This is a genomic window from Bacillus sp. ABP14, from assembly GCF_001831375.1.
In the GTDB taxonomy this organism is placed as follows: Bacteria; Bacillota; Bacilli; order Bacillales; family Bacillaceae_G; genus Bacillus_A; species Bacillus_A paranthracis.
The window spans coordinates 4,323,200-4,349,805 of sequence record NZ_CP017016.1 but is presented as its reverse complement, the minus strand read 5'-3'; the positions used below and the strand labels follow the sequence as shown (position 1 = coordinate 4,349,805).

Below are 26,606 nucleotides of genomic sequence, written 5' to 3'. Positions count from 1 at the left end.
GGGGGGTGCGTGTATGAACTTTCCGATTCAAAGAAGTAAATCGGTAGTAATTTTTGTTTGTCTCACGTTAGCTTTTATGTTTGTATATCCACTCGTCATGATTATCGCTAATAAAGAGCAGTGGATGACAGCGTTAATTGGGATGGGTTTATGCTTCCTTGTTAATGTACCACTCGTTTGGGAAGTGTTTATTAAAAAGCATAAAGTAGAAAATGGTGTATTAAAGTACGGTGTTTTAAATGACGATATCGTATTGAAAGAGATAAGAATCATTCGTCAAGTTGGGAAATCTCTTGAAATTACGACGAATGCATATAAAGTACATATGATTGCGATGCCGCAACATATGGAGCAGTTTTTATCTCTTGTAGAAAAAGAAAATCCACATGTGAAAATAGAAATGGTAGGTAAGAAATGAAGTATGTAAAACCTTTATTCTGTTTGGAAATTTTGTTTGTGTTTGTTGGCTGCACTAGAGTATATATGAAATGGGATCTACACTTATATGTACCAATATTAATAGGTACTATCGCAGTAGCGCTTTTATATTATTTTCATTTTCAGCAAACAAAAAGTGAGAAAAGTAGCTCTATGTAGTTAGGAGGATTAGACATGAAAAAAGTCCTTACGTTATTTTTACTTCTGCTAACCGCATCCGTTCTTGTAATAGGGTGTAGTGCGAAGAAGGATAGAGCTGATATGAACTTAGAAAAGGCACAAAAGGTAGAGATTGAATCACTTACAGATTCAAGTGATAAAAAAGTAATGACCGATAAGAAAGAAATTGAAAAGCTGTTTGAAGTCATGAAAATGGATAAGTGGGAAATGCAGTCGGCTCCTTTAGATACTCCGCAAGGGAAAACATTTAAAATGTATCAAGAAGATACACCAAAATTATCAGAGTCGAGTAAAGATAAAAAAGAGTTACATGAAATCGGTACAATGACAGTATATAAAGATGTCCCTTATGTCGAAGTTGAAATGAAAAATAAGAAGATGAGTTTTAAAGTGCCAGAAGATGTGGCGAAAGACTTATTAAAATATTAAAAAAACGCTCAGAGAAAACTCCGAGCGTTTTTATTATTATTTTAAGTTCTCTGGATTTAAAGCTTCTAATTCAGGTACAACGAAGCGTCCGTCTTTACGGATTAGTACGTCGTCGAAGTAAATTTCGCCGCCGCCGTATTCAGGGCGTTGGATGCATACTAAATCCCAGTGAATGTTCGAGTTGTTACCGTTCCAAGCATCGTCGTAAGCTTGTCCAGGAGTGAAGTGGAAGCTGCCATCGATTTTTTCATCGAATAGGATATCTCCCATTGGATGTAAGATGTATGGGTTTACGCCAATTGCGAACTCACCAACGTAGCGTGCGCCTTCGTCTGTATCGAAGATTTTGTTAATGCGCTCTGTATCGTTTGCAGTTGCTTCAACGATTTGTCCGTTCTCGAACTTAAGTTGTACATTTTCAAATGTATAACCGTTGTAAGGAGATGGCGTGTTGTAAGAAACTGTACCGTTAACAGAATCACGAACTGGTGCAGAGTATACTTCACCGTCTGGAATGTTTAAATGACCAGAGCATTTAATTGCTGGAATGTCTTTAATAGAGAATGTTAAGTCAGTTCCAGGTCCAGTTAGGCGCACTTTATCTGTTTTATTCATTAATGTAACAAGGCTATCCATCGCCTTATCCATTTTACCGTAGTCTAAGTTACATACTTCGAAGTAGAAGTCTTCGAAAGCTTCTGTGCTCATTTTCGCAAGCTGTGCCATAGAAGCATTTGGGTAGCGAAGAACAACCCAGCGTGTTTTTGGAACGCGGATGTCTCTATGAACTTTCTTACCAACTGTTTGACCGTGAATTTGCATTCTTTCACTTGGCACGTCAGCTTGTTCGTTAATGTTATCGCCAGAGCGAAGACCGATATAAGCGTCCATATCTTTCATTACGCTTGCTTCATAGGCTGCGATTTGTTCAAAATGTTCTTCAGTAGCACCCATTAATAAAGAGCGATCTACTTGATGATCTTTTAAAGAAACGAATGGGAAACCACCAGCTGCATATGCTTCTTTAACAAGTGCAGTTACAAGTTCTTTTTGTAAGCCAAAGTTTTCAATTAATACTTTTTCGCCTTTTTGTAAGCGAATAGAGTAGTTAATTAAATTGTATGCTAACTTTTCAATGCGTGGATCTTTCATATGTAAAGCCTCCCTACTAATTATGTATCCTCTCCTATTGTAACCTACTTAGTGGAATTTGTTGAATCATTTATGTTAAAGTTAACGAATAAGTATGAAAATTCTAATGAAAAGATAGGGATTAGAACGAAACGGAAAATGATTGTATAATAGGGGAAAGTATGAAAAAGATAAAGGAAGTGATGAAATGCAAGTTCTTTTATATGTAAGTGCAGCTATTATCGCGGTTGCTTTCGCTGTATTAGTAGTGTATGTATGTAGAACGTTGTTATCGGTTCAGAAGACGTTAGAAAACGTTGCAAGCACGTTAGAAGGTTTAGAAAAGCAAATGCAAGGGATTAGCGTAGAGACGGAGCAATTATTACATAAAACAAATGCGTTAGCTGATGACATTCAACAGAAGTCACAATCATTAAATAAAGTAGTATCGGGTGTAGATGGAATTGGAACGACAATCCATTCTTTAAATACGAAACTTCGTAATGTATCAGAGTCTGTTACGGACGAAATTGAAAATAATGCAGATAAAGTAGCGCAAGTTGTACAGTGGAGTAGCGCAGCAATTGAAGTATACAATCATTATCGTGCGACAAGACAAGAGAAAAAGGTTGAAAAAGAAGAGCGTAAATTAGAAAGACTTGAGAAAAAAGCTGAAAAGAAAGAGAAGCGCTCTAGACTTCGTATGAGAGGTGAATCGTAATGAATATGACAAAACTTGAAACAATTGAAGAGTTTGAAGTACTAGTAGAAAAAAACGAGCCTTATGTTCTTTTTAAACATAGTACGACATGTCCTATTAGTCATGGTGCTTATACAGAATTTCAAGCTTATTGTAGTGAAGAAAGAGCGGTACCAGCGTACTACTTATACGTACAAGATGCAAGAGATGTTTCGAATCGTGTTGCAGAACAGTACAGCATGAAACATGAATCTCCGCAAGTGTTATACATAAAAGATGGGATGGTAGTATGGAATACGTCTCATTGGAACATTAAAAAAGATGTTTTAGAAGAGAATATTAAGTAAAAAGAAGCAAGCGAAAGGTGCTTGCTTCTTTTTTTTGTTTTTGTTGAAATATATTTAATGGTAAACTGTTAATAGTTCAAACTAAATAACTAGATTGTTGAAAGTAGGTTTTAAGTAATGAAGAAAATGGCATTATCCTTCGCAGTCGTAAGTTTATTACTAGGAGCTTGTAGTAATGATACGATTAGTAAGAAGGATGAAGTTATACAGAAAGATACGAAAGAAAAAAGCATGATTCCGAGAACTGCTGTTTCTAAAGATTATTATAGAACTGTAATTCCTTTAAAAGAACAAAAGGTTATAAATACAGCTAATGTAAAAACAAATTCTAAATTAGATTTAGCAGAGTATGAAAATGGTTTAATGAATATTGCAAAAGAGCAATTTGATACAGAAAACCATGTGCTTCAATTAAATCAGTATATTCCTGAGAAGTTAGTTGATGAACTAGTCGCAAAAGTAGAAGCACCCGTTTTGACAAATATTATAGAACAAGACTATTTCGGGAAACAGAATTCAAATGAATTAAGTTTATCTGGCGTTGTAATTGGGTTAGCTATGTCTTCAAGTGTATCCAATGAAGAGGCAATGTCTAAGGGGACTGAAGTTGCTAAGCAACTTATTGAAGCTATTCATAAAAATGACAAGTATAATAAATCCCCAATTACGTTTGCTATCTTTAAGCAAGAAAGTACAAGTTCTTTAAAAAATGGCACGTATATTGCTAGTGCTACCGTTCAAAAGAATGATACGAACCTTGGAAATTGGAATGCAATTGAAGAAAAAGCGTATTCATATCCTTCCGATGAATTTACACAAGCACATGGAGAAGATAATGAAAAAATAAATAAATTTGCTGAGGCAATGAAAGGTTTTTCTCCTGGAGACTTTATCCCAGTAAATGCTAAAGTTTCTTATAAGAAAAATCAAATGGATACATTAAATATGGATATTGTTATTAAATATAACGGTAAAACAGAATTAATGGCTCTTACTCAACTCGCCGCTCAAAGTATGTTAGACCAATTACCGAAAGATGCAAAAGTACAATTGCAGATAAAGTCCGAGAATAAAATTGAGGCAATTGTTATAAAAGAGAAAAACAGCGATAAACCGTTTGTTTCCTTCTTATAAAAAAAGACAGTGTTTAAACTGTCTTTTTTTACTGTAAATGAAAGGGGACGATGGGACAGGGCGTCACGTAATACGCTCCATATTTCCGCTGTACTAATTTCAAAGAAAGAAACCTATTTTAACCCCTTGCATTGTCGATGTAACGCATTCTACAGGGGGATGGGATCTTCTATTGCCAATTGTAGAGTACTTCCAGATCCAGCGCATCAAATGGTGATCATTGTCGTTTGATGTCGGTAAGTCGATATATTTAAAAAATCGCTGATATATTTCGAGTTGTGGTCGATATATTTAGAAAATCGCTGATATATTTCGAGCTGTGGTTGATATATTCAAAAAATCGCTGATATAAATTTCAATTACTAGCTAGTGTACTGCTTAAAATAGGGTTTCTACTTGTGGGATATCTATATTTTTACAAAAAATGCCCTTTTTTTCATAAAAAATACGAAAATACGAGAAAAGAAGCGAATTTTTTCGAAACTTTTGCGGGAAAATATTGTATGAGCCTGCGTTTTTATCGTATCATTAGTAAAAGGAAGAACTCGGGACGATTGGTGGCATCTGCAAATAGAGTTGATGTCTTTTTTTCATTCAAGTAACCGATACATAAAAATAGATAGCAAAAATAGAAGGAGTGTGCGATGAGATGAACGTAACAATATATGATGTAGCGCGCGAAGCGAACGTTTCAATGGCTACCGTATCACGCGTTGTGAACGGTAATCCAAATGTAAAGCCTACAACAAGAAAGAAAGTATTAGAAGCAATTGATCGTTTAGGATACCGCCCAAATGCGGTAGCACGTGGACTAGCAAGTAAAAAGACAACTACAGTAGGTGTTATTATTCCTGATATCTCAAATACGTTTTATGCAGAACTTGCTCGTGGAATTGAAGATATCGCAACAATGTACAAATATAACATCATTTTAAGTAACTCTGACCAAAACAAAGAGAAAGAGTTCCATTTATTAAATACGATGCTTGGAAAACAAGTGGACGGAATTGTTTTCATGGGTGAAGATATTACAGATATTCACGCTGAAGAATTTAAAAAGTCTCCAGTACCAATCGTATTAGCAGCGTCATTTGATGAGCAAAATGAAACGCCATCAGTAAACATTGATTATACACAAGCAGCTTACGACGCAATGAAGCACTTTATTGAACAAGGACATAAGCGTATCGGTTTCGTCTCTGGTCCTTTCATTGATAAAGCGGGGAGTGCGAAGAAGTTACAAGGTTATAGAAAAGCTCTAGAAGAAGCAGGTATTTCATATGATGAAAATCTTGTAATCGATGGAGATTACACATATGACTCAGGTATCGAAGCATTCGAAAAGCTTTGGAGCCTTGATGAAAAGCCAACAGCGATCTTCGTATCTTCTGACGAAATGGCACTAGGTGTAATCCACGCAGCACAAGACACTGGATTAAATGTACCAACTGATGTAGAAGTACTTGGTTTCGATAATACACGCCTTGCATTAATGGTTCGTCCACAACTTTCAACAGTTGTACAACCGATGTATGATATCGGTGCAGTAGCAATGCGTCTATTAACAAAGTATATGAACAAAGAAAAAGTGGAAGATCACACTGTTATCTTACCTCACCGTATCCAATTTAGAGATTCAACGAAGTAAGTATAAAAAAGCTCACCGCGATTGCTGTGAGCTTTTATTCGTATGCAGGATAGTATTTTTGTACGACTGTATCCACCGTTTCATTTTTCTTAACTTGTAAAAATCTTGCGTATAATTCTTTTCCAGTTTCAAATGGTGTATCGTCTAATTCAAACACATGCAACAGTTTTCGAAACGTCCATGTTATTTGCTCACCGTACATATTATCGTACGTATGCTCAGACTGTATAGCGATTTGTTCACCTAGTGCATGGGCCTCTTTCAAACTGTGTGCCTTAACAAGAATAATACTTTCTTCAAAAAGTGTATCGTGATTTTCTTCATAATGCTCATCCATTTTCGTAGGATCAGGCTCACCAGAATGAACAGATTCAAACAATAATTTTACAGCGTACATATTATGCTGCATGTTTCACTTTATAAATAATACTTGCGACAAGTGAAGCAGGTATTGTAAATACGTTACTTTGGTAATGGTAATGTATTTGGGATTCTTCATAAGACATGTTGTCATATAGTTCGTTTTGTGACATATTCATTTTCTTCTGTTTTTCTTTGAGTATTTTAATGTAGTTATACTGTATTGGGACGAGAATGATGAAATAGGCTAATACGATTAGTGAAATCCAAAACATTATGAACACTTCCTTATAAAGAATATTTATATATGGTAATTATATCAATTTATACGAATAATATCCATTTATTTCTAGTGTCAATTTCCTTTCCAAAATGCAAAAAGTTCTTCAGGACTTCGTAAATTATGTTCAATGCATGTTTGTGCGGTGTATTTAAAACTTTGTATTAATTGTTCCAGCCTATAAGGGTCATAGTGCTCTGTTTTGCCTTGTACAATAGTTTCATCTTTATTTAAATTAAGTGATATTTTTAGAAAAGTTATATTTGTTTCTAGTTGTACAACTTCGATATAAAAGAACTTTTTGTCTAAGTCGATTGTAATATAATCGAATCGCTCTACTTGTTTAAAATATCCTACAATATCATCTTCCAATTGAAAACCTCCTCAGTATATGACCTATTGGTGACTTCGTTGTAAAATGATATGATTCCTTGTTATATGTCACATAAGTGCAAATTTAACTATTATAGGGCAATGTCATGTATAATAGAAAGAAAAGGCTTGTGAGGGGGGAGAAGAGATGATCGTTCTTTGGATAATTACGCTTTGTATGACTGCTATTTTTGCATATATGACGTTAAAACAAAATGGTTTAAAGCGATTTGTTCCAGGAAGTATTCTTGCAGGAATTGCCCTTATCACGTATGTAATTTCTATTTTTATTGAAAGTGTATCGGTGGATATGAGCACAAGTTTAATGTTTATGGGGATTACACTATTTGCAAGTAGTATTATGGTACTTATGGTTGCAGGTATTATTTTATTTATTCATATGAATTCGGAAACGTTATAGCATATAAAAAAGGCATGTTCCTCTCGGGACATGCCTTTTTATCCGTTCAATTATGCTCTATCTTTAGAAGAGTTTTGTTGTTTTAATAAGTCGCGAATTTCGCTAAGAAGTTCTTCTTCTTTTGTTGGTTCTGGAATTTCTTCCTCTTTTTCTTCTTCTTTTTTAGATGTTAGTTTGTTGAACACTTTAACGAACATAAAGATAGCTGCTGCAATAATTAAGAAATCAAAAATAGTTTGGATGAAGTTACCGTACATAATAGATGACTTACCGAATGTAAGTTTTAAATCTGTAAAGTCAACGCCACCTAATACCATACCAAGTAATGGTGTAATAACATCTTTTACTAAAGAACTAACGATTTTACCGAATGCAGCACCGATTACAACCCCGACAGCTAAATCAACGACATTCCCTTTGAAAGCGAACTTTTTAAACTCGTTCCACATGTGTTAATCCCATCCTTTCCACGATTCATTATGAAATTTATAATTCCTATCAACATATTCTATAGAAATTTGCGTGAGAAATAAAGGGGAAATGGGAATGAAAGTAAATTCTGAAAAATGTATCCGTTTTAATTTTTGTTTACATTATTCAGCAGAGATTGCAAAAGTTGTTGCGTTTTTAATCCTTCTAATCCATCTACAACAGGCTTTGTATCTCCTTGTACACATGCAATAAAATGATGAACAGCATCTTCAAAACCACGTTGTTTTAACGTCGTATCCCATGATGGGGAACCAATTTGAGAAACTGCATTTTCTTGCTCAACTTCAAATGTGTTCATGTTTTTTACGCGAATGATTTTTCCTGTTGTGACAAGTTCAATTTGTTCTAAATTTGTACCGGCATGACGGTGCATTGCGGTAGAAAGTAACATTCCATTTGCAGTTGTATATGTATGATGTCCGTAAAGAAGTTCATTCTTTTCATTGATTTGCATCATATTATGAACGACGTTAAGCTCATCGTTAGCTAACCAGCGAGCAGTATCTACAATATGTAAGTAATCATCTAACATCGTAAAGTCGTACGTATAGGGCCCAACTTTATTTGTACGATGCTTTTCAATTCGAATCCATGAAATATGATGAGCTTGCTCTTTTGCGGCAACATACATAGGAACGAAGCGGCGATTAAATCCGACCATTAACTTTCGGTTATATTTTTCGCTCAACTCGACTAGTTTTTCAGCCTGTTCCACTGTAGCAGCTAGCGGCTTATCAACGTAAACATCGATTCCTTTTTTCAGAAGTTCAGAAACGATTTCATAATGCGATGCAGTTGAACTATGAACGAAGATTGCATCGCATTCTGAAGTTAACGTTTCAATAGAATGGAAGTCTTGTATGCGGTATTGCTGGCAAACTTGTTTCCTTTTCTCTGCATTAGGTGTAAAAGCCCCTACAAAATTCCAATCTGTTTCTTTTGTAAGTGTTGGAAGATAGGCTTTTTGTGCGATACTTCCAAGTCCAATCATCCCGATTTTCGGTTTGTTCATATGTATTCCCACCCTATTCATATTGATATAACGGGTTAAATGTAGCATAGAGCGGGGGAGGAAGGCAAAAATTAGCGTTTTACTTATGTTCTTCTAACAAAATCTTCTCTATCTCCTCAAAGTGATGAGCGCGAGCATGCTCTAGCGGAGTAACACCATCATTATCTGGAATGTTTACATCTGCACCGTGTTCAATAAGAAGGCGGATAACTTGTTGTTGTGTTTCATTTCCGTTACTTAGTACGATGGCTTCCATTAAAGCTGTCCATCCGAGGTTATTTACATGGTTTACATCGATATTTGTTCGCGTGAGGAGTTCTTTTATAACATCAATATAACCATGTTCTGAGGCAGGGATAAGGGCTGTTCCGCCGTAACGATTCGTAAGTGTTGGATCTGCGCCGGCATCAATCGTTAGTTTTAAAATATCCAAGTAACCTTCTGCACCGGCGTATAGAAAGGGATTGTTTTTCATATCATCTTGGATATTTACGTCAGCACCAGCTTCGATAAGTACTTTTGCGGTTTTTACATCATTTTTATATGTAGCAATCATAAGAGGGGTGCGTCCTTTATTGTCTGTTATATTTATGTCAGCCCCTTTTTTGAGTAACGATATAACAGTATTCGTTTCTTGTTTCTCAGTAGCTGTTAGTAGCGCTGTCTCCATGTTTATCATCTCCTTTTTAACTTCTTGTTCTTGCGAGCAACCTTGTAAAAAAATTACGCAACATATCATGCTTACTGTTTTTTTGAACATGGAATTTCAACCTCCTCATTTCAACTGTAAAAGAAGAACATTAAATTTTTATAAACTGACGCTAAAATTACTATAAAATCGCTTGAGTATTTGAACATATATTTTTATGCTTATGAGTAATAAGGTTTGATAAAGTGAAACTTTAATCAGTGGGGGTTTTGTTCATCCCCCACTGATTATCAGCCCCAACCAATCGGGCTTTTATGGGCAGTTGATCCCCCACTTAACTTCTTTGCTTTCTCTGAATTTTGAGGTGGGGATCTTACTGCCCGGCAAATAGCGGGGTAAAGTGAGGATGTAACATATGTCTATTAAAACAAGGTTTTTATTTTCTTATATCGCTGTCATTCTCGTTTCCATTACGCTTATATTAATCGCGGGATTTTTAATCGTTTTTTCGATAACAGGTGATTTGGAAGCAGTGAAAAATTTCTATAAAAGCTCCTATATTCAAAAGCCGCTTACGTCAGAAGAAGAGAATGCGTATATTGAGTTAAAGACGGCAGCAAAGAAACATCAATCGCAACTATTAGATGAGTCGTTCGTTTCATCACTTGAAAAAGAAGGGGTGAAAATTGTTGTAAGAAAGGGAGAAACCATTTCTTATGCTACAAAAGTATTTGAAAGTGGGGCTTTAAAGGAAGCTCTTCCGAAATTTGAATCAGCAAATATTAATAGTCGTGGTACAACGGAATTAGGCGATACATTTTATCGATATGTAAAGTTTGATTTTTATTTTCCTCAGGAAGAAGAGGGGAGTATATTTGTATTAAAGAAGCAAAGTTCATTTGTAGATCTTACACAAAAGTTATTTCCGATTTTGTTCGTATCACTTTTACTATTAGCTATTTTACTTATTGGATTATTAAGTTACCTCGTCTCAAGAAGTGTTATAAAACCAATCTTTGTATTGAAAGATGCGACTGAAAAAATTAAAGAAGGAAATTTAGATTTTCAAATACCAGTTACATCGCACGATGAAATTGGGCAATTGAATCAAGGATTTGAGGAAATGAGGAAGAAATTAAAAGAATCGATAGAGATGCAAACGCAGTATGAAGAAAATCGAAAAGAGCTCATTTCAAACATCTCTCACGATTTAAAAACACCGATTACATCTATTATTGGATATGTAGAAGGAATAAAAGACGGAGTAGCAAATACGCCAGAAAAAATGGATAAGTACTTAACGACTATCCATACGAAAGCAAGACATATGGATACACTCATTGATGAATTATTTTTATTCTCAAAGCTCGATTTGAATCGAGTTCCCTTTCAGTTTGAAACGGTTGAATTAAATATGTTTATGCAAGAATTAATAGAAGAGATGCAGATGGATTTAAGTAAAGAAGGTATAGAAGTTAACTTACAATTACATGCATCACCACTTTATGTAAAGGCTGATTGCGAAAAGATAAATAGAGTGATATCAAATTTAATTCATAATAGTGTGAAATACATGGATAAAGAAGAAAAGAAAATTACTGTAACAGTATCGAGTGATAACAATAAAGTGATTGTGAAAGTAATGGACAACGGATCAGGTATAGAATCTGATACACTTCCTTATATTTTTGAACGTTTCTATCGTGCAGAGAAATCGCGAAATTCTAGTACAGGTGGAAGTGGACTTGGCTTAGCGATAGCGAAGCAAATTATTGAAGAACATGGCGGGAATATTTGGGCGGAAAGCGAGCTTGGGGAAGGCACAAGCATTTTCTTCTCATTGGAAAAAGTAGAGAAATGTGGTGAGTAAATTGAAAAGAATTTTACTAATAGAAGATGAAGTAAGCATTGCAGAATTACAGCGAGATTATTTAGAAATTAATGATTTTCAAGTTGATGTCGAACATTCAGGAGAAACAGGTTTACAAATGGCCCTGCAAGAAGACTACGATTTAATTATTTTAGATATTATGCTTCCGAAAATGAATGGATTTGAAATTTGTAAGCAAATTCGAGCTATAAAAGATATTCCGATTTTACTTGTTTCAGCAAAAAAAGAAGATATAGATAAAATTCGCGGGCTCGGATTAGGAGCGGATGATTATATAACGAAACCGTTTAGCCCGAGTGAGCTAGTAGCAAGAGTAAAAGCCCATATTTCTCGTTATGAAAGATTATTAGGAAATGTAAGTAAGCAACGCGATACGCTATATATTCACGGAATCTCTATTGATCAAAGGGCGAGGAAAGTTTTTATAAACAATGAAGAAGTTGCGTTTACAACGAAGGAATTTGATTTATTAACATTCTTTGTCACAAACCCAAATCAAGTATTAAATAAAGAACAGCTATTTGAACGCATTTGGGGATTAGACTCCGCTGGTGATTTAGCAACTGTTGTCGTTCATATTAGAAAGTTACGTGAAAAAATTGAAAGAGATCCTGCTCACCCGCAATATATCGAAACGGTATGGGGGGCTGGTTATCGTTTTAACGTGTAGGGAACCTGTCAAAGTTTTGGCAGGTTTTTTTGTATGTGATCAAAAGGGGAGAATAGGTAATTTATGTTAAAATATAAAGAGAGATAAAAACATAGGAGAGTGTGAGAGGGCGTGCTACATTTTGGGGGATATATTAAAAGATAATAAATCAAACAAGATTTTAAAGATTGGAACTAATATCATACTTGTTTTATTACTAATAGGCGCAATACAAATGTTTTATGATGAAGATTATACAAATGATCATTTTGGTTGGTTATTTATGATGGTCTTTTTTGGAATTAAAATCATTTCTTCTTTTATAATGAGTATAAAAGAAGGAGATAAAAAGGCAGTATTCCTTGATGTAGGTTTAATGATTGTTTTGTTCTGCTTGTTGTTTTTAGTATGAAATATTTCTTTTGAAAAAAGCTCATAGTCTTATAGAGGCTGTTAGCTTTCTTTAATAATAACGGTACTAGTGTAACGATTTATAAAATTCTTGAGTAGTAGAAATAAATTGAGCAGCTTCTTCTAAAAAAGGATAATGATTACTCTCTTCAAATATCACAAAAATAGAATTACGTATGCCATCATGCATCTCGATAGAATACTGAATTGGGCACTGCACATCGTGTCTTCCGCACATAATTATTGTTTTTGTTTTTATAGAAGGTAAATGCTCTCGTAAATCAAATGATGGATATTCATGAGCAAAAGCGTTCATCCGGCTAGCGGACATTGTTTTTTTGATTGGTTTATCAAAATAAGAATTGTAGTTTTCGGGTTTATATAAAGATAATTTTGTTCGTTTGGTAGATAGTTCTTTTCGTTCCTCATTTGTAAGGTGAGGGCTTTTTAAGTTTTCAATGAGCTGTTGCATATAATGAAACTGAGGATGTTCCGGATGATAAATACAAAATGGTGTTTCAGTATAATTACTTGCTGCGGCTCCAACGACGACTAGTGATTGTAAGGGATTTGGATATGTAATCGCATATAAAAGTCCAAGCATACCACCTGTTGAATGACCGGCGAAATGCCATGTTGGAAGTTGTAATGCTTCTCGTATAGCTTCTAAATCGTGAATTGTTTCAATCATACTTAATTCGTTTTCTACCTGGGCTTTTGCTGAGTTACCAGCGTCTCGTAAATTAATGAGCAATACACGATGCGTAGCAGTGAAAACATCCGCAAAGTAATCACCAGTTTCATTGAATTGTGAATAGTGATGTGTAATACAAAGCGGTTCGCCATTTCCCTTTGTAAAAAGTTCAAATGTGCCACGTTTCGTGTGGATCATTTGTTGTATCCACATAATATCACGACCTTTCCTCATAAAATCCGTTAGTACATAAAAATATATCAGCGATTATTAGAATATATCGGCGCAACTCGGAATATATCAGCGATTATCAAAATATATCGGCGCAACTCGAAATATATCAGCGATTATTAAAATATATCGACTTACCGACAGAAATCGACAATAAAGAAAAGGAGGCTATTCAAAAACGAGCCTCCTTTTCTTTTAGTACAAAGATTTTTTCATATTATTCCGAATAATTTCAAGGGATTTCGCTACAGTTAATGCGTTCTTTTCTTCAATTTCTGGTTTGCGGGGGATAGGTTTATACATGTTGTCTGGATCTTCCCATGTGAGGGGAAGTTCTGTTTCTGCTTGTCCTTTCCAAGCGTCAATCCATTCTGGAGGGAGATAACCTGAGATGTTTTGGATGTTGTTCATTTCGAGCCAAATGAGTGCCCAAGCTCTTGGGACGACGCGCCAGTGGTCATAACCACCACCGCCGACAGCAATCCAGCGACCTTCGCAATATTCGTTAGCGATTTCGCGAGCGAGCTTCGGTATCTCGCGGTAAATATTCATCGTTGCGCAAAGGTGTGTAAGTGGGTCGTAATAATGTGCGTCAGCACCATTTTGCGTTAAAATAATATCCGGTTTAAAGTATGCGGCCACTTCTCTTACGACAGTTCGATAGGAATCTAAAAACGATTTGTCTTCTGTAAAAGCATCGAGTGGAACGTTAAAAGAATAACTATAGCCATTACCTTGTCCGCGTTCGTTTACAGCGCCAGTTCCAGGGAATAAATATCGACCAGTTTCATGTAGTGAAATGGTGCATACGTTAGGATCGTCATAAAAGGACCACTGTACACCATCACCGTGATGAGCATCTGTATCAATATATAAAACGCGTAAACCGTATTTCTTCTGAATATATTTCATTGCGATGGAACTGTCGTTATAAATACAAAAGCCAGATGCCTTGCCGCGGAAACCGTGATGTAAGCCACCTCCTAAGTTAAGCGCGTGCTTTACTTTTCCAGAAAGAACAGCGTCAACAGCTGTTAATGTACCGCCAACGAGTAATGCACTTGCTTCGTGCATATTTGGAAACATCGGTGTATCTTCTGTTCCGAGTCCATATGTCATCGCAATTGATTTTTCTAACTTTCCTTCTCCAGCACGTTTTACCGCATTTATGTACTCCTCTGTATGAATGTAGGCAATCTCTTCATCTGTAGCCATCCGTGGTGAGATGATTTGAGAAGGAGAGATGAAACCGCCCTTTTGTAATAAATCATACGTAAGTGTGACGCGCAGTTGGTTAAAAGGATGATCGGGGCTAAATGAATAGCCCCGAAAGTCATCCGAATAAATAAACGCGCTACTCATGCTTGCATCCCCATAATGTTCGGCCATAATACGCGGTAGCCTTCTGCCTCAAGTGCATCAATCACTTTTAGCGGATTCATCGTTTGGATGCGGAAAACGAGTACTTTATCATTCTCATCTTTTGCTGGATAGACGAGAACGCTCACGATATTGATTTGTAACTCACTAAAAATGGCAACGACTTTCCCGAGAATACCAGGTTCGTTTTTTACTTGAATTTCAATTTGTGAACTCGGTTGATGTGCTCCTGTTAATTTCACTAACGTGTGTAGCACAGTAGATTCAGAAATAATTCCAACTAACTTTCCAGCCTTTGTAACAGGAAGACAGCCAATTTTATTTTCAAAAAATAAAGTAGCAATTTCCTCAACGAAATCGAGAGGATGGCAAGTCATAACAGGATGTTTCATAATGAGTTCAAGTGGTTGCTTCAGCATATCGAGTGAAACTTGTTCATCTAAAATAGACGGACTTGCATCTCTTACATCCCGATCAGAAATAATGCCTACGACATGATTATTTTGATCGACAATTGGAATGTGCCGAATGCCTTTCGTGCGTATCGTTCGGATTGCTGTTTCGATTGTATCGTTTGGGTGTAGTGTCACCACATCTTGATTCATAATTTCTTCTACAATCATTCCAGTTGCCCCCTTTATTAATACATAAAACGATTGTGAAAACGTAGACGATCAAATGCTTGAATAGAATCCGTATCAACGCGTTTACCGATGCGGACCATTAAACAGTTAGCAGGATGCGAACAAATTTCAGGATCATCTGTAGCCATCCATTGTAAGCCACCTGCATTCATCATTTTTTCCATTACTTTTCGATACTCCCAAACATTTAAGCCAGTTTGTTTTAAATCCCAGTGCCAATAATATTCAGTCGTCAATATAATGTAATCTTCCATATGGTCGTCCATCATTGAAACTTCTAATAAGTTTTTTCCGACAGCGCAACCGCGAAAGGCAGGGACAACTTCAATCGCCCCAAGTTCAATTAAGTTTTCCATCTTTCCTTCTGACCATCGTTCAAGTGGATCAGGATACAAGTATGTAACATATCCAACAATCGTTTGGTCATGTCTAGCAATAATGAGACGAGCTTCTGGCAATTTAGAAATTTCGACAATTGCTTTATATTGTTGCTCGGCAGGACGAAACGCAATTAAGTCTGGATGAAATTCATACATTTCTAAGTTATGTGTAGAGACAGGCCCTTCAATAATTAAAGTGCCTTTCGCTGTTTTTAAGTTTCTAGCATTATATATTTTTTTATGAATCAATGTATTGCTCACCACCTTGAGGGTTTGTGAATCTATTCATATCGTACTTTATAATATATGCGATGTGAATCGAAATTTGTCATTAAAAATTTGTCTAAAAATCAACAAATATACTGAAAATTTTAAATAATGTTATTATAATAGATAATAGAATACATAGGAGGGGGATGTAAAGTATGAAAGTAGAAACGCTTCCTGTCATTAAAGGAGAAAATAATTTGCCGAATTATGATGAGGCATACGCGAATTTTAACTGGGAAGAGGTTAATAAAAACTTTACTTGGAATGAAACAGGCCGAGTAAATATGGCGTATGAGGCAATTGATAAGCATGCGAAATCCGATCGAAAGAATAAAGTAGCCCTTTATTATCAAGATGGATCGCGAAAAGAGAAGTATACATTTAAGGAAATGAAGGATTTTTCTAATAAAGCAGGAAACGTCCTGAAAAATTATGGCGATGTAGAAAAAGGCGATCGCGTTTTTATTTTTATGCCGCGTTCCCCAGAGTTATATTTCGCACTTCTTGGTGCAGTGAAGTTGGGAGCAATTGTTGGTCCGCTATTTGAAGCATTTATGGAAGGCGCAGTTCGCGATCGTTTAGAAGATAGCGAAGCAAAAGTGTTAATTACAACACCTGAATTGTTAGAGCGTGTACCATTAAATGATTTACCTGCTTTAAAAACAGTCTTTCTTGTTGGAGATCATGTAGAAGAAGGCGGTAAAACGGTAGCATTCAATCCTTTATTTGAACAAGCTTCAAAAGAATTACATATTGAATGGTTAGGACGCGAAGACGGTTTAATTTTACATTATACGTCTGGTTCTACTGGTAAGCCAAAAGGTGTGCTTCATGCACAAAATGCAATGGTGCAGCACTATCAAACGGCGAAGTGGGTGCTAGATTTAAAAGAAGACGATGTATATTGGTGCACAGCTGACCCGGGCTGGGTAACTGGAACAGCTTACGGTATTTTCGCGCCGTGGTTAGTCGGAGCATCAAACGTTATTTTAGGCGGACGATTTAGTCCAGAAGCTTGGTATGAAGCACTGCAAGATTACGGTGTAACAGTTTGGTATAGCGCACCAACAGCATTTCGCATGTTAATGGGTGCTGGACAAGATGCAATTAAAAAATATGATTTATCACAAGTGCGCCACGTGTTAAGCGTTGGTGAACCGTTAAATCCAGAAGTAATTCGCTGGGGTATGAACGCATTTGGACTTCGTATTCATGATACGTGGTGGATGACAGAAACAGGTGGACAAGTTATTTGTAACTACCCTTGTATGGAAATCCGTCCAGGTTCAATGGGGAAACCAATTCCAGGTGTAAAAGCAGCGATTGTTGATAATGAAGGAAATGAAGTGCCTCCATACACAATGGGTAACTTAGCAATTGGCAAAGGTTGGCCAGCGATGATGCGCGGAATTTGGAATAACAAGCAAAAGTATGAGTCTTACTTCATGCCAGGCGATTGGTACGTATCAGGTGATTCTGCCTATATGGACGAGGATGGATACTTCTGGTTCCAAGGGCGTATTGACGATGTAATTATGACATCAGGCGAGCGCGTTGGTCCGTTTGAAGTAGAAAGTAAATTAATCGAGCATGCTGCTGTTGCAGAAGCTGGTGTAATTGGTATTCCTGATCCGGTGCGCGGCGAAATTATTAAAGCATTTATCGCGCTTCGTGCAGGTTACGAACCATCTGAAGAATTAAAAGAAGAAATTCGTCAATTTGTAAAGAAAGGTCTAGCAGCTCATGCAGCGCCAAGACAAATTGAATTTAGAGACAAATTACCGAAAACGAGAAGCGGTAAAATTATGCGCCGCGTATTAAAAGCGTGGGAGTTAAACTTACCAACAGGTGACTTATCAACGATGGAAGATTAAGAGAGAAAGGTCTGAACGAAATAGCGTTCAGACCTTTCTTTTTTCTTCTCTCTTTAACCTACATATAAAGAGGGAAGAAAATGAAAACAGAAAAAGAAAAAAATGATACTAGGAGAAATATATATACCGACTGATCCAGTTGTATGAAAAGATGTGTCAGATCATGTAGTAGTTGGCGGAAATCCTGCAAAGATTATAAAAAAATAAAATAATATTTGAACGAAGTACCTTCCTCGTCTGTATACATTTATGAAACAATAGATGAGGGAGGCTTTTTATATGTCTAATAAATTACTTCTTACTTTTGCTTTAATTGGAATTATAGCCGTATTTTCTTGTGGTTTACTATTACCGATGCCAATCGGATTTAAAGTGTCGATGATTACAGCTGGAGTTATGATGATTGTTATGTTTTCCATCATTATTTCGTTTGATAGAAAACATATAGTACGGAAAAAAGGATATAAAATTGATTTTACAAAAACAAAAGTGTACTTTCGTTGGAATGTATTTGATACGATTTCGGTTTGTCTTGCAGTGTATGCATGCATATGTGTGCAAGCATTAAACTTTTTAGTTTCAACCGGCGAGACAATCGAAAACCCATATGTTCAATTTTTTACGAATCAATCACAAGTATGGATTATTGTCGCAAGCTGCTATTTAATTTCCCGCATTTCATTAACGTTAAAAGGAATAAAGGAGATCAAAAATCATGGCGCAGATTGGGAGTGAAGAAGAGCTCATGCTTGCGTATCAAAAGGGAGATAAGCAGGCTGGGGAAAAACTATATGTTTTAATCAAACCAGCGCTATACACATTTTTATATCGATTTAATCGAGATGAACAATTGAGTATCGACCTTGTGCAAGATACGTTTTTGACGTTAGAACGAAAGAAACATATGTATGAACTTGAAAAAGGAAAAATAAAAACGTATTTATTTCAAATCGGTTATCGCCTTATGATTAATAAATTAAATAGAAGAAAAAAGTGGCGTACGCTTTTGCCATTTTTAGTGCCGATTCCGGAAAAAGAATTTTCTCACGAAGATCGGCTTACAGTAAGAGAAGCAATTTTGAAAGTTCCGGAAGAACAGCGAGCTGTCCTCATTCCTTCTTATTATCATGATATGCAGCAAAAAGAGATTGCGGAGATATTAAACATTCCGATTGGAACAGTGAAATCGAGACTCCATAACGGGATAAAGAAATTGAAACAATTGCTGGAGGTGGATGAAATTGAGCGAAAATCCCTTTAAGAGTGAATATAAATTAAGACAGCATTTAGATAGTGACCATGTAGAAGTACCCGACTTTCCGAAAACGGTAAGTCGCTTCGATCGATTAATCGGATTTCTTGGTTCTCCAGCGAAAGATCCTGTAGAGGCGACGATTGGGAATGATTTATCGGTTGTGTTTCATGTATCGTTATTAATTGGGGTTCCAATTCTTTCTCTTATTACGATACTCTTTGCGACGTTGTAAAGGATTGGCAAGAAGAGAAACCCGACCTTATTTGACACGCCTATATAAATGATGGTATAAAGAAAAGTATATGAATAATTGAGCGTGGAAAGGGAGAAGTAGTGATCATTTCCCTGTTTTAGAGAGCTGATGGCCGGTGAAAATCAGCACATAGATGATCGCGAATTACGCCCCTAGAGCATCTTTTTTCGATTGAATTGTATTCAAAAGGGAAGAGACGGTGCTAAGCCGTTATGTAAATAAGGTGGTAGGCTATTTTGGTCTGCAACTAGGGTGGTAACGCGATAATCAAAATCGTCCCTTATTTGAAGGGGCGATTTTTTTATGTTTTCAACCTTCACGCCAGTAATGAACTTAAAGGAGAGTATGTAGGATATGGGTATTTTACAAGATCTTGAATTTCGCGGTCTAATTAATCAGCAAACAGATGCTGAGGGCCTTGAGCAATTATTAGAAAAAGAAAGCGTTAAATTATACTGTGGTTTCGACCCGACAGCGGATAGCTTACACATCGGTCATATGTTACCAGTATTAATGTTACGTCGTTTCCAATTAGCTGGTCACCAACCAATCGCACTTGTTGGCGGTGGTACTGGTATGATTGGTGATCCAAGTGGTAAAAAAGCAGAGCGTACATTAAATACGAAAGATACAGTTGCTTACTACACAGAAAGCATTAAAAACCAACTTTCAAACTTCTTAGAGTTCGAAAACGTGGAAAACCCAGCAACAATGGCTAACAACTATGACTGGCTTGGTAACTTAGATGTCATTTCATTCTTACGCGATATCGGTAAAAACTTCGGTTTAAACTATATGTTAGCAAAAGATACAGTAGCATCTCGTTTAGAGACTGGTATTTCATTTACTGAGTTTAGTTATATGATTTTACAATCATACGACTTCTTAAACTTATACCAACACCATAATTGCCGCCTACAAATCGGTGGTAGTGATCAATGGGGTAACATTACAGCTGGTCTTGAATTAATCCGTAAATCAGAAGAAGATGCGAAAGCATTCGGTTTAACAATTCCACTTGTTACAAAATCTGACGGTACGAAGTTTGGTAAAACAGAGGGCGGCGCAATTTGGTTAGACCCAGAGAAAACAACTCCTTACGAGTTCTACCAATTCTGGATTAACACAGATGACCGCGACGTTGTTAAATACTTAAAATACTTCACATTCTTATCTCATGAAGAAATTCTTGAGCTTGAGAAACAAGTAGCTGAAGCACCAGAAAAACGTGCAGCACAAAAAGCATTAGGTGCAGAAATGACAAAACTTGTTCACGGCGAAGAAGCATTAGAGCAAGCGATTAAAATTTCAGCTGCATTATTCAGCGGTTCTGTAGCAGAATTGACTGCAAGCGAAATCGAGCAAGGATTCAAAGACGTACCATCTGTAGAACGCACTGCAGAAGATACAGTATTAATCGATTTACTTGTAGAAAGCAAAATCTCTCCATCAAAACGTCAAGCACGTGAAGATGTAACGAACGGCGCAATCTACGTAAACGGTGAGCGTACACAAGCATTAGACTACGTTGTAACAGAAAAAGACCGCATCGAAGGTAAATTCACAATCATTCGCCGCGGTAAAAAGAAATATTTCTTAATTCGTTACTAATCAGAAACGAATATAAACAAATAGTACCCCGAATTGTAGGTTGAAAAGTCTATGATTCGGGGTTTTTATGTATGGATTTAAATCGCCGGATCTTTTCTTTTAAATAGAGTATAAAGAATTAATATAAGCATATAAAGTAAGCTAATGAGCATAACGATAAATGCTGTTGGATAAAATTTTGCTGCATATATAAAGAAATCGATTTGATAAATATCTTCGTAATTTGAAACGCTGCCTTTAAAATAATTCGTAAACTTAGCGCTATATTTCCATTCATCGGGATCATCTATCAAATTACTCCCCTGATACCAATTAATAAGCGCGGAAGTAATAAACAACATACATGCACTACCTAATTGAACCATTTGGTTTATTGTCAAAAGAGTCCACCTCCTATTTAATGGTTATTATAGCGTGCATTCATAGTTCTGTAACCTTTTTGTTGTAATCTCCTTTTCGAGTTCATACGGAAATCACATGTAAGCGGTATGATAAATGTATAACAACTAGAAAGGAGTGGTAAAACGAAATGTCACTAGAAGCGCTTATTATTTTTTCTTTGCTAAACGCGGGTCAGCTTGCAGAGAATTCGAAGGTGGATGTACATAAAGAGCAGAAAGATGCTTATGTATATGTTCAGAAAGAGGAAAATAAATAATTTTATTTTATATATAACGAAAAAAGAAGGTGTCCAAAAAAGTCAGTGAAAATGGTCTTTTGGAGATACCTTCTTTTTGGTATGCACATATTATTTTTAATAGTTTCTTGTACAAATATTAATAAAAGAGCTAGTTGAATGTTGGTATTTACATAACTAAAGTTATCGGCAGTCATTTTGGTTTTTGTATGCAAATTCTATACATTGTGGAGGTACCTCCTCGAAGGCCCTATCCTCATAATACATGCATCGCATGTATTATGAGGATAGGGGGGGGAATGTCTAGGGGAATTTATAAATACTACATAATAAAAGCCACAGCTCGTGTGTGAGTGTGACTTAAATGTTTTTATTTTGCTAAAGTGTTGCCTTCTTCATGGGGTTTATGTATATATTGGAAACCGTATCCAGCTTTCATAACTATTTCCTCAGTCTTTTCAAAAAACTCTTCACCGTACTCAGTACAACGATATTTTCTGTGTATGCTAATAACAAATTGTCGGCCCTTAGCATCAGGGTACATTTCATATATCGCTCCACTTTCAATAACTCCTAAGTAGGCATAAATCTTCTCTATCAATAAAGATACGTGTTCTTCTTCGTCTGACCAATCCTCTTCATCAGCAATAATAAGATGAACATATCCTGTTTCTTTTTCAACGGCTAATAAGTCTATTTGTTCTAATTCTCTTAAAGACATATATCACAACTCCTTCTCTATTGTTTACGTACAACTTCGACTTTAGATGGCGGTATTTCAGTCCCACCAACTAAAGGTGGTTTCCCTTTCCCTTTTACAATAGCTCCATACTTTTCGATTTCAGGGAAAGCTGCTTTTTGATTTTTTGTTAAAGGTGCGGTTAAGGAAGCTTTTGCTTCATATAAATTAATTTTACTATTTTTTTTACCAATTGCTAAATATGGTTTTGGAAAAAGCTCACTTCTAAGGTTAATAGTTATTTTAGATTCTTTAGATGAAATATGTAAAGTATATTTAGAAAACCCTTCAAACAATTCTATTTCGTCTTGTATTATTTCTTCTAATAACAATTTTAATGTTTGAAAGTCATGTATATGAAGATGAATTTTGATGAAGTTTTGTTTCAAAATAAGTAGCTCCTTTTAGTATCTGCTTTTTGATACTTACCCATCTCTATATACACGCCAGCTTTTTTTATTGTGGCCCCAATTACATTCTTTTTTATGCCTTATCTTGCATTGTTAAATAAAATAAAAAAAGCCCAGGCCCCTTGATAAACAAGGTTCCTAAGGCTTTTAATACGACTCTTTTCAGAGTACCGAGATTAACGAGAGTAGAACTCTACGATTAATGCTTCGTTGATTTCAGCTGGTAACTCAGCACGCTCAGCGTGACGAGTGTAAGTAGCTTCTAATTTGTCAGCATCGAAAGTTAAGTATTCTGGTACGAAGTTGTTAACTTCGATCGCTTCTTTAACAACAACAAGGTTGTTAGATTTTTCGCGAACGCTGATAGTTTGACCAGGTTTTACACGGTAAGATGGGATATCTACGCGAGCGCCATCAACCATGATGTGACCGTGGTTTACTAATTGGCGAGCTGCACGACGAGTGCGAGCTAAGCCCATACGGTAAACTAAGTTGTCAAGACGAGCTTCAAGAAGGATCATGAAGTTTTCGCCGTGCTTACCAGGCATTTTACCTGCTTGGTCAAATGTGCGACGGAATTGACGCTCAGTCATGCCGTACATGTGACGAAGTTTTTGTTTCTCTTGTAATTGTAAACCGTATTCTGAAAGTTTCTTACGTTGGTTAGGACCGTGAGGACCTGGTGCGTAAGGGCGTTTTTCTAATTCTTTTCCTGTGCCGCTTAGAGAGATTCCAAGACGACGAGACAGTTTCCAAGCTGGACCTGTATAACGAGCCATAGTTGACTCCTCCTTTAAAATGTTTTTATTTACGTAAAATAAAAACAGACGTAATCGATATTTACGGGCATTTTGTTTTCATGTACCTTCGCTCCAGCAGCAGGGAGTTACGAGATACACCTCCGTAGAGGAACAAAATACAAACGATAAACTCACATTACAAGGCTGCCTTTTTATTTTACACAAACGCTATTATATCTTTTACCCAGAGTTTCGTCAAGCGAGTACGTTTTTGTTTTATGCATATAAATTTTGGAAATGAACAAGAAGGAATTTAAAACGATATAAAAGAAGAGATAGAAACACAAATAAAACGCTTACATAAAATGTAGTAAAAACGTTCATCAAATTTTTGTTGATGAATATGCGGCAATAAAAACATAAAAGGGGATGTTTTTATGAAAAAGAAGCATATGGAGACAGCGTTAATTCATCACGGTTATACATCAGAGGAACATAAAGGAAGTTTAACACCGCCTTTATTTCAAACGTCTACATTTACATTTGAGACTGCGCAGCAAGGAGAGGCGAGTTTTGCGGGAGTGGATCCATCTTATATTTACTCAAGACTTGGAAATCCGACTGTGAAATTATTTGAAGAACGTATGGCGGTGTTAGAAGGAGGAGAAGAAGCGCTTGCTTTCGGATCCGGTATGGCAGCTATTTCCGCAACGTTAATTGGTTTTCTAAAAGCTGGAAATCATATTATTTGTTCAAATGGATTATACGGATGCACATACGGCTTTTTGGAAGTGTTGGAAGAAAAATTTATGATTACGCATTCGTTTTGTGATATGGAGACAGAGGCTGATATTGAAAATGAAATTCGCCCAAATACAAAGCTTATTTTCGTTGAAACACCGATTAATCCGACAATGAAATTAATTGATTTAAAACGAGTGATTCGGGTTGCGAAGCGAAATGGTTTACTTGTCATTGTTGACAATACGTTTTGTTCACCTTATTTACAAAGACCGCTTGAACTTGGCTGTGACGCCGTTGTTCATAGTGCGACAAAATATATTGGTGGTCACGGTGATGTTGTGGCGGGTGTAACAATTTGTAAAACGAAAGCGTTAGCTGAAAAAATTCGCCCGATGCGAAAAGATATCGGCGGTATTATGGCACCGTTTGATGCGTGGTTATTGTTACGCGGATTAAAGACACTAGCGGTAAGAATGGACCGCCATTGTGATAATGCAGAAAAAATTGTATCGTTCCTAAAAAATCATGATGCGGTAGAAGGTGTTTGGTACCCAGAAGGAGAGTTAGCATCTCGCCAAATGAAACGTGGGGGCGGCGTTATATCTTTTTCAATTAAAGGCGGGAAAGAAGAGACGCAGGCGTTTATTAATGACCTTCACTTTATTACAATTGCGGTAAGTTTAGGAGATACAGAAACGTTAATTCAGCACCCGGCAACGATGACGCACGCTGCGATTCCAGCTGAGTTAAGACAAGAAATGGGCATTTATGATAATTTAATACGTTTATCTGTCGGTTTAGAATCGTGGGAGGATATCGTTTCTGATTTAGAGCAAGCGTTAAAGAAAATATCTACTGTTAGTAATCAATAAAAAAAGAGCCAGCTATCGGTTTTGTACGTCATGTACTTAATCGATAACTGGCTCTTTTTTGTTACATATGTTTCAGGAGTGTTTCCACAAACTTTTCTAAATAGCGCTGATCTACTTCGTCGAAACGATTTTTTTCAGGACTATCAATATCAAGTACACCAATGACATTCCCATCCTTAATAATCGGTACGACAATTTCTGAATTTGAAGCACTGTCGCAAGCGATATGCCCTGGGAATTGGTGGACGTCTGCTACAAGCTGCGTTGTTTTCGTTTCAGCTGCAACGCCGCAAACGCCTCGTCCAAATGGAATGCGCACGCAAGCAGGCATTCCTTGGAATGGTCCAAGAACAAGCTGATTTCCTTCTGTTACGTAAAAGCCAACCCAATTAACGCGATCTAAAAATTGGTTTAATAATGCGGACGCATTTGATAAGTTTGCGACTACGTTTGATTCGCCAGTTAATAATGCATCCAGTTGTTTTATTACTGTCTCATATTGCTGCACGCGAGATCCTGCATAACTTTCTTTAGTAAACATGGAAACAGCTCCTTTTTTATCGAGATGTGTAAAATATTAGCAAAATACGATGTATTTCACATGACTTTGTCGATAGAAAATTAAAGGAATTTGTCTTAAAAGTCAAGAAATTTACACTATAGCTGTTCAGTGAGAGGAAGTGAGCGCATGAAACAGACGAAACAAAAAGTAATCGATGCGGCAATATCGTTGTTTAACACGAAAGGGTATGATGGAACGTCGGTGCGAGACATTGCAAAGCGAGCGGATGTGAATGTAGCGAATATTTCATATTATTTTGCTGGAAAGCAAGGCCTATTAGAGCAGCTTATTACGGATTTTTTAGAAGGGTATATTCATGTGATTGAAACGTCCTTTGAACAGAGGGAATATTTGTCGGCTAAAGATGTGATGGTACAAATGGTGCGCGGGATTTTACGATATCAATTTGAAAATAGGGAACTGACACGCTTCTTCTACCGAGAGCTTTCACTGGATACGACATTAATTCGCGAAGTGATGACGATTTATTTTTCTAAAGAAAGATATTATATAGAGCAAATCATAAAGCAAGGACAAATGAAACGAGAGTTTAAGAAGGTATCTTTTACAATGTTTATGACGCAACTAAAAGGCATGATGAATATGCCGTTTTTATATCCGCAATATATATCAGAAGTGCTGCATTCTTTTCCGTCTGAGACATTTTTCTTAGAAATGTACACGAAAGAAATTGAACAATGGATGGAACAAACGTTATGTATAACGAATATATATCAGGAATGGCCAAGAGCTGTTCATATGTGAG

The 26,606-nt window shown here is 36.4% G+C and carries 35 protein-coding genes and 1 other annotated feature; of the genes, 19 read left to right on the top strand and 16 right to left on the bottom strand.

The window, feature by feature from the left end; translation table 11 throughout:
• Window positions 1-13: 13 nt before the first annotated feature.
• The 3 genes from BGI23_RS22680 to BGI23_RS22670 are packed head-to-tail and all read left to right on the top strand — an operon-like array spanning window position 14 to window position 1,047.
• A complete protein-coding gene (locus BGI23_RS22680) occupies window positions 14-418 on the top strand; it encodes a PH domain-containing protein (protein ID WP_070806974.1) in 405 nt (134 codons plus the stop codon).
• Window positions 415-597: a hypothetical protein gene (locus tag BGI23_RS22675; protein WP_070806973.1), complete on the top strand. Its 183-nt coding sequence runs from the start codon at window positions 415-417 to the stop codon at window positions 595-597. Before BGI23_RS22680 ends, BGI23_RS22675 begins: the two co-directional genes overlap by 4 nt.
• A gap of 15 nt (window positions 598-612) precedes the next feature.
• Entirely contained in the window at window positions 613-1,047 is a 435-nt protein-coding gene (locus BGI23_RS22670) for a hypothetical protein (protein ID WP_070806972.1), read from the top strand.
• A 36-nt stretch (window positions 1,048-1,083) separates the two neighbouring features.
• Here the strand turns inward: BGI23_RS22670 and BGI23_RS22665 are convergent, their stop codons facing one another.
• Complete coding sequence (locus BGI23_RS22665; RefSeq protein WP_000654739.1) at window positions 1,084-2,199, bottom strand: aminopeptidase; 1,116 nt, start codon at window positions 2,197-2,199, stop codon at window positions 1,084-1,086.
• Between the two features lie 187 nt (window positions 2,200-2,386).
• Between BGI23_RS22665 and BGI23_RS22660 the strand changes: the two genes are divergently transcribed.
• The 4 genes from BGI23_RS22660 (at window position 2,387) to ccpA (ending at window position 6,007) form a co-directional block, all read left to right on the top strand.
• Window positions 2,387-2,899, top strand: a complete 513-nt coding sequence (locus BGI23_RS22660; RefSeq protein WP_001197726.1) for a DUF948 domain-containing protein — start codon at window positions 2,387-2,389, stop codon at window positions 2,897-2,899.
• A complete protein-coding gene (gene ytxJ / locus BGI23_RS22655; protein WP_044790864.1) occupies window positions 2,899-3,225 on the top strand; it encodes a bacillithiol system redox-active protein YtxJ in 327 nt (108 codons plus the stop codon). Before BGI23_RS22660 ends, ytxJ begins: the two co-directional genes overlap by 1 nt.
• A gap of 117 nt (window positions 3,226-3,342) precedes the next feature.
• Window positions 3,343-4,359, top strand: coding sequence for a CamS family sex pheromone protein (locus BGI23_RS22650; protein ID WP_000738019.1), 1,017 nt, complete (start codon window positions 3,343-3,345; stop codon window positions 4,357-4,359).
• Window positions 4,360-5,008: 649 nt separating this feature from the next.
• Window positions 5,009-6,007 (top strand): catabolite control protein A, encoded by a 999-nt coding sequence (ccpA, locus tag BGI23_RS22640; RefSeq protein ID WP_001103286.1) that lies wholly within the window; start codon window positions 5,009-5,011, stop codon window positions 6,005-6,007.
• Window positions 6,008-6,041: 34 nt separating this feature from the next.
• On the opposite strand, the gene BGI23_RS22635 is transcribed toward ccpA, so the two are convergent.
• The 3 genes from BGI23_RS22635 to dhp61 all read right to left on the bottom strand — a co-directional run bounded on the left by BGI23_RS22635 (window position 6,042) and on the right by dhp61 (window position 7,019).
• Window positions 6,042-6,404 carry a DUF4288 domain-containing protein gene (locus BGI23_RS22635; RefSeq protein ID WP_070807325.1) on the bottom strand — a complete coding sequence of 121 codons (363 nt, stop codon included), beginning with the start codon at window positions 6,402-6,404 and terminating at the stop codon, window positions 6,042-6,044.
• Between the two features lies 1 nt (window position 6,405).
• Window positions 6,406-6,642 (bottom strand): DUF3949 domain-containing protein, encoded by a 237-nt coding sequence (locus tag BGI23_RS22630; protein WP_070806971.1) that lies wholly within the window; start codon window positions 6,640-6,642, stop codon window positions 6,406-6,408.
• Window positions 6,643-6,722: 80 nt separating this feature from the next.
• Window positions 6,723-7,019, bottom strand: a complete 297-nt coding sequence (dhp61, locus tag BGI23_RS22625) for a protein Dhp61 (protein ID WP_070806970.1) — start codon at window positions 7,017-7,019, stop codon at window positions 6,723-6,725.
• Between the two features lie 148 nt (window positions 7,020-7,167).
• Between dhp61 and BGI23_RS22620 the strand changes: the two genes are divergently transcribed.
• Complete coding sequence (locus BGI23_RS22620) at window positions 7,168-7,440, top strand: DUF3917 domain-containing protein (RefSeq protein WP_000636593.1); 273 nt, start codon at window positions 7,168-7,170, stop codon at window positions 7,438-7,440.
• Between the two features lie 50 nt (window positions 7,441-7,490).
• Here BGI23_RS22620 and mscL read toward each other — a convergent pair whose 3' ends face one another.
• The 3 genes from mscL to BGI23_RS22605 form a co-directional block, all read right to left on the bottom strand.
• Entirely contained in the window at window positions 7,491-7,889 is a 399-nt protein-coding gene (gene mscL / locus BGI23_RS22615; protein ID WP_000267018.1) for a large-conductance mechanosensitive channel protein MscL, read from the bottom strand.
• Between the two features lie 128 nt (window positions 7,890-8,017).
• On the bottom strand, window positions 8,018-8,944 hold the full coding sequence (locus BGI23_RS22610; RefSeq protein WP_070806969.1) for a Gfo/Idh/MocA family protein: 927 nt from the start codon (window positions 8,942-8,944) through the stop codon (window positions 8,018-8,020).
• 79 nt (window positions 8,945-9,023) lie between these two features.
• A complete protein-coding gene (locus tag BGI23_RS22605; RefSeq protein WP_070806968.1) occupies window positions 9,024-9,704 on the bottom strand; it encodes an ankyrin repeat domain-containing protein in 681 nt (226 codons plus the stop codon).
• 304 nt (window positions 9,705-10,008) lie between these two features.
• Between BGI23_RS22605 and BGI23_RS22600 the strand changes: the two genes are divergently transcribed.
• The 3 genes from BGI23_RS22600 (at window position 10,009) to BGI23_RS22590 (ending at window position 12,545) form a co-directional block, all read left to right on the top strand.
• Entirely contained in the window at window positions 10,009-11,463 is a 1,455-nt protein-coding gene (locus tag BGI23_RS22600) for a sensor histidine kinase (RefSeq protein ID WP_044790868.1), read from the top strand.
• Between the two features lies 1 nt (window position 11,464).
• Window positions 11,465-12,154: a response regulator transcription factor gene (locus BGI23_RS22595; RefSeq protein WP_001993852.1), complete on the top strand. Its 690-nt coding sequence runs from the start codon at window positions 11,465-11,467 to the stop codon at window positions 12,152-12,154.
• Between the two features lie 121 nt (window positions 12,155-12,275).
• The gene (locus BGI23_RS22590) at window positions 12,276-12,545 is read left to right on the top strand and encodes a hypothetical protein (RefSeq protein ID WP_070806967.1); all 270 of its coding nucleotides are present in this window, start codon (window positions 12,276-12,278) and stop codon (window positions 12,543-12,545) included.
• Window positions 12,546-12,611: 66 nt separating this feature from the next.
• Here the strand turns inward: BGI23_RS22590 and BGI23_RS22585 are convergent, their stop codons facing one another.
• From BGI23_RS22585 to acuA, 4 genes are all read right to left on the bottom strand, one after another.
• The gene (locus BGI23_RS22585; RefSeq protein ID WP_070806966.1) at window positions 12,612-13,451 is read right to left on the bottom strand and encodes an alpha/beta fold hydrolase; all 840 of its coding nucleotides are present in this window, start codon (window positions 13,449-13,451) and stop codon (window positions 12,612-12,614) included.
• Between the two features lie 213 nt (window positions 13,452-13,664).
• Window positions 13,665-14,831, bottom strand: coding sequence for an acetoin utilization protein AcuC (acuC, locus tag BGI23_RS22580; protein ID WP_083322797.1), 1,167 nt, complete (start codon window positions 14,829-14,831; stop codon window positions 13,665-13,667).
• A complete protein-coding gene (locus BGI23_RS22575) occupies window positions 14,828-15,472 on the bottom strand; it encodes an acetoin utilization AcuB family protein (RefSeq protein WP_000634568.1) in 645 nt (214 codons plus the stop codon). The genes acuC and BGI23_RS22575 overlap by 4 nt, the downstream gene beginning before the upstream one ends.
• A 17-nt stretch (window positions 15,473-15,489) precedes the next feature.
• The gene (gene acuA / locus BGI23_RS22570) at window positions 15,490-16,122 is read right to left on the bottom strand and encodes an acetoin utilization protein acetyltransferase AcuA (protein ID WP_000581383.1); all 633 of its coding nucleotides are present in this window, start codon (window positions 16,120-16,122) and stop codon (window positions 15,490-15,492) included.
• A gap of 176 nt (window positions 16,123-16,298) precedes the next feature.
• Here acuA and acsA point away from each other — a divergent pair, with 176 nt between their 5' ends.
• The 5 genes from acsA (at window position 16,299) to tyrS (ending at window position 21,136) form a co-directional block, all read left to right on the top strand.
• The gene (gene acsA / locus BGI23_RS22565) at window positions 16,299-18,017 is read left to right on the top strand and encodes an acetate--CoA ligase (RefSeq protein WP_000862042.1); all 1,719 of its coding nucleotides are present in this window, start codon (window positions 16,299-16,301) and stop codon (window positions 18,015-18,017) included.
• Between the two features lie 279 nt (window positions 18,018-18,296).
• Window positions 18,297-18,752: a hypothetical protein gene (locus BGI23_RS22560; protein ID WP_070806964.1), complete on the top strand. Its 456-nt coding sequence runs from the start codon at window positions 18,297-18,299 to the stop codon at window positions 18,750-18,752.
• Window positions 18,733-19,278, top strand: coding sequence for an RNA polymerase sigma factor (locus BGI23_RS22555; protein ID WP_070806963.1), 546 nt, complete (start codon window positions 18,733-18,735; stop codon window positions 19,276-19,278). Before BGI23_RS22560 ends, BGI23_RS22555 begins: the two co-directional genes overlap by 20 nt.
• The gene (locus BGI23_RS22550; RefSeq protein ID WP_044790659.1) at window positions 19,259-19,504 is read left to right on the top strand and encodes a hypothetical protein; all 246 of its coding nucleotides are present in this window, start codon (window positions 19,259-19,261) and stop codon (window positions 19,502-19,504) included. Before BGI23_RS22555 ends, BGI23_RS22550 begins: the two co-directional genes overlap by 20 nt.
• Before the next feature lie 76 nt (window positions 19,505-19,580).
• Window positions 19,581-19,809: a binding site (T-box leader), on the top strand.
• Window positions 19,810-19,879: 70 nt separating this feature from the next.
• Entirely contained in the window at window positions 19,880-21,136 is a 1,257-nt protein-coding gene (gene tyrS, locus BGI23_RS22545) for a tyrosine--tRNA ligase (RefSeq protein WP_000512096.1), read from the top strand.
• 77 nt (window positions 21,137-21,213) lie between these two features.
• On the opposite strand, the gene BGI23_RS22540 is transcribed toward tyrS, so the two are convergent.
• Window positions 21,214-21,516, bottom strand: a complete 303-nt coding sequence (locus BGI23_RS22540) for a YjdJ family protein (RefSeq protein WP_070806962.1) — start codon at window positions 21,514-21,516, stop codon at window positions 21,214-21,216.
• Window positions 21,517-21,665: 149 nt separating this feature from the next.
• Between BGI23_RS22540 and BGI23_RS22535 the strand changes: the two genes are divergently transcribed.
• The gene (locus BGI23_RS22535; RefSeq protein WP_000050944.1) at window positions 21,666-21,794 is read left to right on the top strand and encodes a hypothetical protein; all 129 of its coding nucleotides are present in this window, start codon (window positions 21,666-21,668) and stop codon (window positions 21,792-21,794) included.
• A gap of 349 nt (window positions 21,795-22,143) precedes the next feature.
• Here BGI23_RS22535 and BGI23_RS22525 read toward each other — a convergent pair whose 3' ends face one another.
• From BGI23_RS22525 to rpsD, 3 genes are all read right to left on the bottom strand, one after another.
• Window positions 22,144-22,494 (bottom strand): DUF6572 domain-containing protein, encoded by a 351-nt coding sequence (locus BGI23_RS22525; protein WP_070806960.1) that lies wholly within the window; start codon window positions 22,492-22,494, stop codon window positions 22,144-22,146.
• Window positions 22,495-22,511: 17 nt separating this feature from the next.
• Window positions 22,512-22,901 (bottom strand): hypothetical protein, encoded by a 390-nt coding sequence (locus tag BGI23_RS28795; RefSeq protein ID WP_255369066.1) that lies wholly within the window; start codon window positions 22,899-22,901, stop codon window positions 22,512-22,514.
• 197 nt (window positions 22,902-23,098) lie between these two features.
• Window positions 23,099-23,701, bottom strand: coding sequence for a 30S ribosomal protein S4 (gene rpsD, locus BGI23_RS22515; RefSeq protein ID WP_000135311.1), 603 nt, complete (start codon window positions 23,699-23,701; stop codon window positions 23,099-23,101).
• A gap of 398 nt (window positions 23,702-24,099) precedes the next feature.
• Here rpsD and megL point away from each other — a divergent pair, with 398 nt between their 5' ends.
• Complete coding sequence (megL, locus tag BGI23_RS22510; RefSeq protein WP_070806959.1) at window positions 24,100-25,278, top strand: methionine gamma-lyase; 1,179 nt, start codon at window positions 24,100-24,102, stop codon at window positions 25,276-25,278.
• A 61-nt stretch (window positions 25,279-25,339) separates the two neighbouring features.
• Here megL and BGI23_RS22505 read toward each other — a convergent pair whose 3' ends face one another.
• Window positions 25,340-25,819 carry a GAF domain-containing protein gene (locus BGI23_RS22505; protein ID WP_000494335.1) on the bottom strand — a complete coding sequence of 160 codons (480 nt, stop codon included), beginning with the start codon at window positions 25,817-25,819 and terminating at the stop codon, window positions 25,340-25,342.
• Window positions 25,820-25,966: 147 nt separating this feature from the next.
• Between BGI23_RS22505 and refZ the strand changes: the two genes are divergently transcribed.
• Entirely contained in the window at window positions 25,967-26,605 is a 639-nt protein-coding gene (gene refZ, locus BGI23_RS22500; RefSeq protein WP_070806958.1) for a forespore capture DNA-binding protein RefZ, read from the top strand.
• Window position 26,606 lies beyond the last annotated feature (1 nt).

What these genes read in the sequence shown, in the direction of transcription:
- BGI23_RS22680 (WP_070806974.1), top strand. Translation starts at nt 14, where the DNA reads ATGAACTTTCCGATTCAAAGAAGTAAATCGGTAGTAATTTTTGTTTGT.
- BGI23_RS22675 (WP_070806973.1), top strand. Translation starts at nt 415, where the DNA reads ATGAAGTATGTAAAACCTTTATTCTGTTTGGAAATTTTGTTTGTGTTT.
- BGI23_RS22670 (WP_070806972.1), top strand. Translation starts at nt 613, where the DNA reads ATGAAAAAAGTCCTTACGTTATTTTTACTTCTGCTAACCGCATCCGTT.
- BGI23_RS22665 (WP_000654739.1), bottom strand. Translation starts at nt 2,199, where the DNA reads ATGAAAGATCCACGCATTGAAAAGTTAGCATACAATTTAATTAACTAC.
- BGI23_RS22660 (WP_001197726.1), top strand. Translation starts at nt 2,387, where the DNA reads ATGCAAGTTCTTTTATATGTAAGTGCAGCTATTATCGCGGTTGCTTTC.
- ytxJ (WP_044790864.1), top strand. Translation starts at nt 2,899, where the DNA reads ATGAATATGACAAAACTTGAAACAATTGAAGAGTTTGAAGTACTAGTA.
- BGI23_RS22650 (WP_000738019.1), top strand. Translation starts at nt 3,343, where the DNA reads ATGAAGAAAATGGCATTATCCTTCGCAGTCGTAAGTTTATTACTAGGA.
- ccpA (WP_001103286.1), top strand. Translation starts at nt 5,009, where the DNA reads ATGAACGTAACAATATATGATGTAGCGCGCGAAGCGAACGTTTCAATG.
- BGI23_RS22635 (WP_070807325.1), bottom strand. Translation starts at nt 6,404, where the DNA reads ATGTACGCTGTAAAATTATTGTTTGAATCTGTTCATTCTGGTGAGCCT.
- BGI23_RS22630 (WP_070806971.1), bottom strand. Translation starts at nt 6,642, where the DNA reads ATGTTTTGGATTTCACTAATCGTATTAGCCTATTTCATCATTCTCGTC.
- BGI23_RS22620 (WP_000636593.1), top strand. Translation starts at nt 7,168, where the DNA reads ATGATCGTTCTTTGGATAATTACGCTTTGTATGACTGCTATTTTTGCA.
- mscL (WP_000267018.1), bottom strand. Translation starts at nt 7,889, where the DNA reads ATGTGGAACGAGTTTAAAAAGTTCGCTTTCAAAGGGAATGTCGTTGAT.
- BGI23_RS22610 (WP_070806969.1), bottom strand. Translation starts at nt 8,944, where the DNA reads ATGAACAAACCGAAAATCGGGATGATTGGACTTGGAAGTATCGCACAA.
- BGI23_RS22605 (WP_070806968.1), bottom strand. Translation starts at nt 9,704, where the DNA reads ATGTTCAAAAAAACAGTAAGCATGATATGTTGCGTAATTTTTTTACAA.
- BGI23_RS22600 (WP_044790868.1), top strand. Translation starts at nt 10,009, where the DNA reads ATGTCTATTAAAACAAGGTTTTTATTTTCTTATATCGCTGTCATTCTC.
- BGI23_RS22585 (WP_070806966.1), bottom strand. Translation starts at nt 13,451, where the DNA reads ATGTGGATACAACAAATGATCCACACGAAACGTGGCACATTTGAACTT.
- acuC (WP_083322797.1), bottom strand. Translation starts at nt 14,831, where the DNA reads ATGAGTAGCGCGTTTATTTATTCGGATGACTTTCGGGGCTATTCATTT.
- BGI23_RS22575 (WP_000634568.1), bottom strand. Translation starts at nt 15,472, where the DNA reads ATGATTGTAGAAGAAATTATGAATCAAGATGTGGTGACACTACACCCA.
- acsA (WP_000862042.1), top strand. Translation starts at nt 16,299, where the DNA reads ATGAAAGTAGAAACGCTTCCTGTCATTAAAGGAGAAAATAATTTGCCG.
- BGI23_RS22560 (WP_070806964.1), top strand. Translation starts at nt 18,297, where the DNA reads ATGTCTAATAAATTACTTCTTACTTTTGCTTTAATTGGAATTATAGCC.
- BGI23_RS22555 (WP_070806963.1), top strand. Translation starts at nt 18,733, where the DNA reads ATGGCGCAGATTGGGAGTGAAGAAGAGCTCATGCTTGCGTATCAAAAG.
- tyrS (WP_000512096.1), top strand. Translation starts at nt 19,880, where the DNA reads ATGGGTATTTTACAAGATCTTGAATTTCGCGGTCTAATTAATCAGCAA.
- BGI23_RS22535 (WP_000050944.1), top strand. Translation starts at nt 21,666, where the DNA reads ATGTCACTAGAAGCGCTTATTATTTTTTCTTTGCTAAACGCGGGTCAG.
- BGI23_RS22525 (WP_070806960.1), bottom strand. Translation starts at nt 22,494, where the DNA reads ATGTCTTTAAGAGAATTAGAACAAATAGACTTATTAGCCGTTGAAAAA.
- rpsD (WP_000135311.1), bottom strand. Translation starts at nt 23,701, where the DNA reads ATGGCTCGTTATACAGGTCCAGCTTGGAAACTGTCTCGTCGTCTTGGA.
- megL (WP_070806959.1), top strand. Translation starts at nt 24,100, where the DNA reads ATGAAAAAGAAGCATATGGAGACAGCGTTAATTCATCACGGTTATACA.
- BGI23_RS22505 (WP_000494335.1), bottom strand. Translation starts at nt 25,819, where the DNA reads ATGTTTACTAAAGAAAGTTATGCAGGATCTCGCGTGCAGCAATATGAG.
- refZ (WP_070806958.1), top strand. Translation starts at nt 25,967, where the DNA reads ATGAAACAGACGAAACAAAAAGTAATCGATGCGGCAATATCGTTGTTT.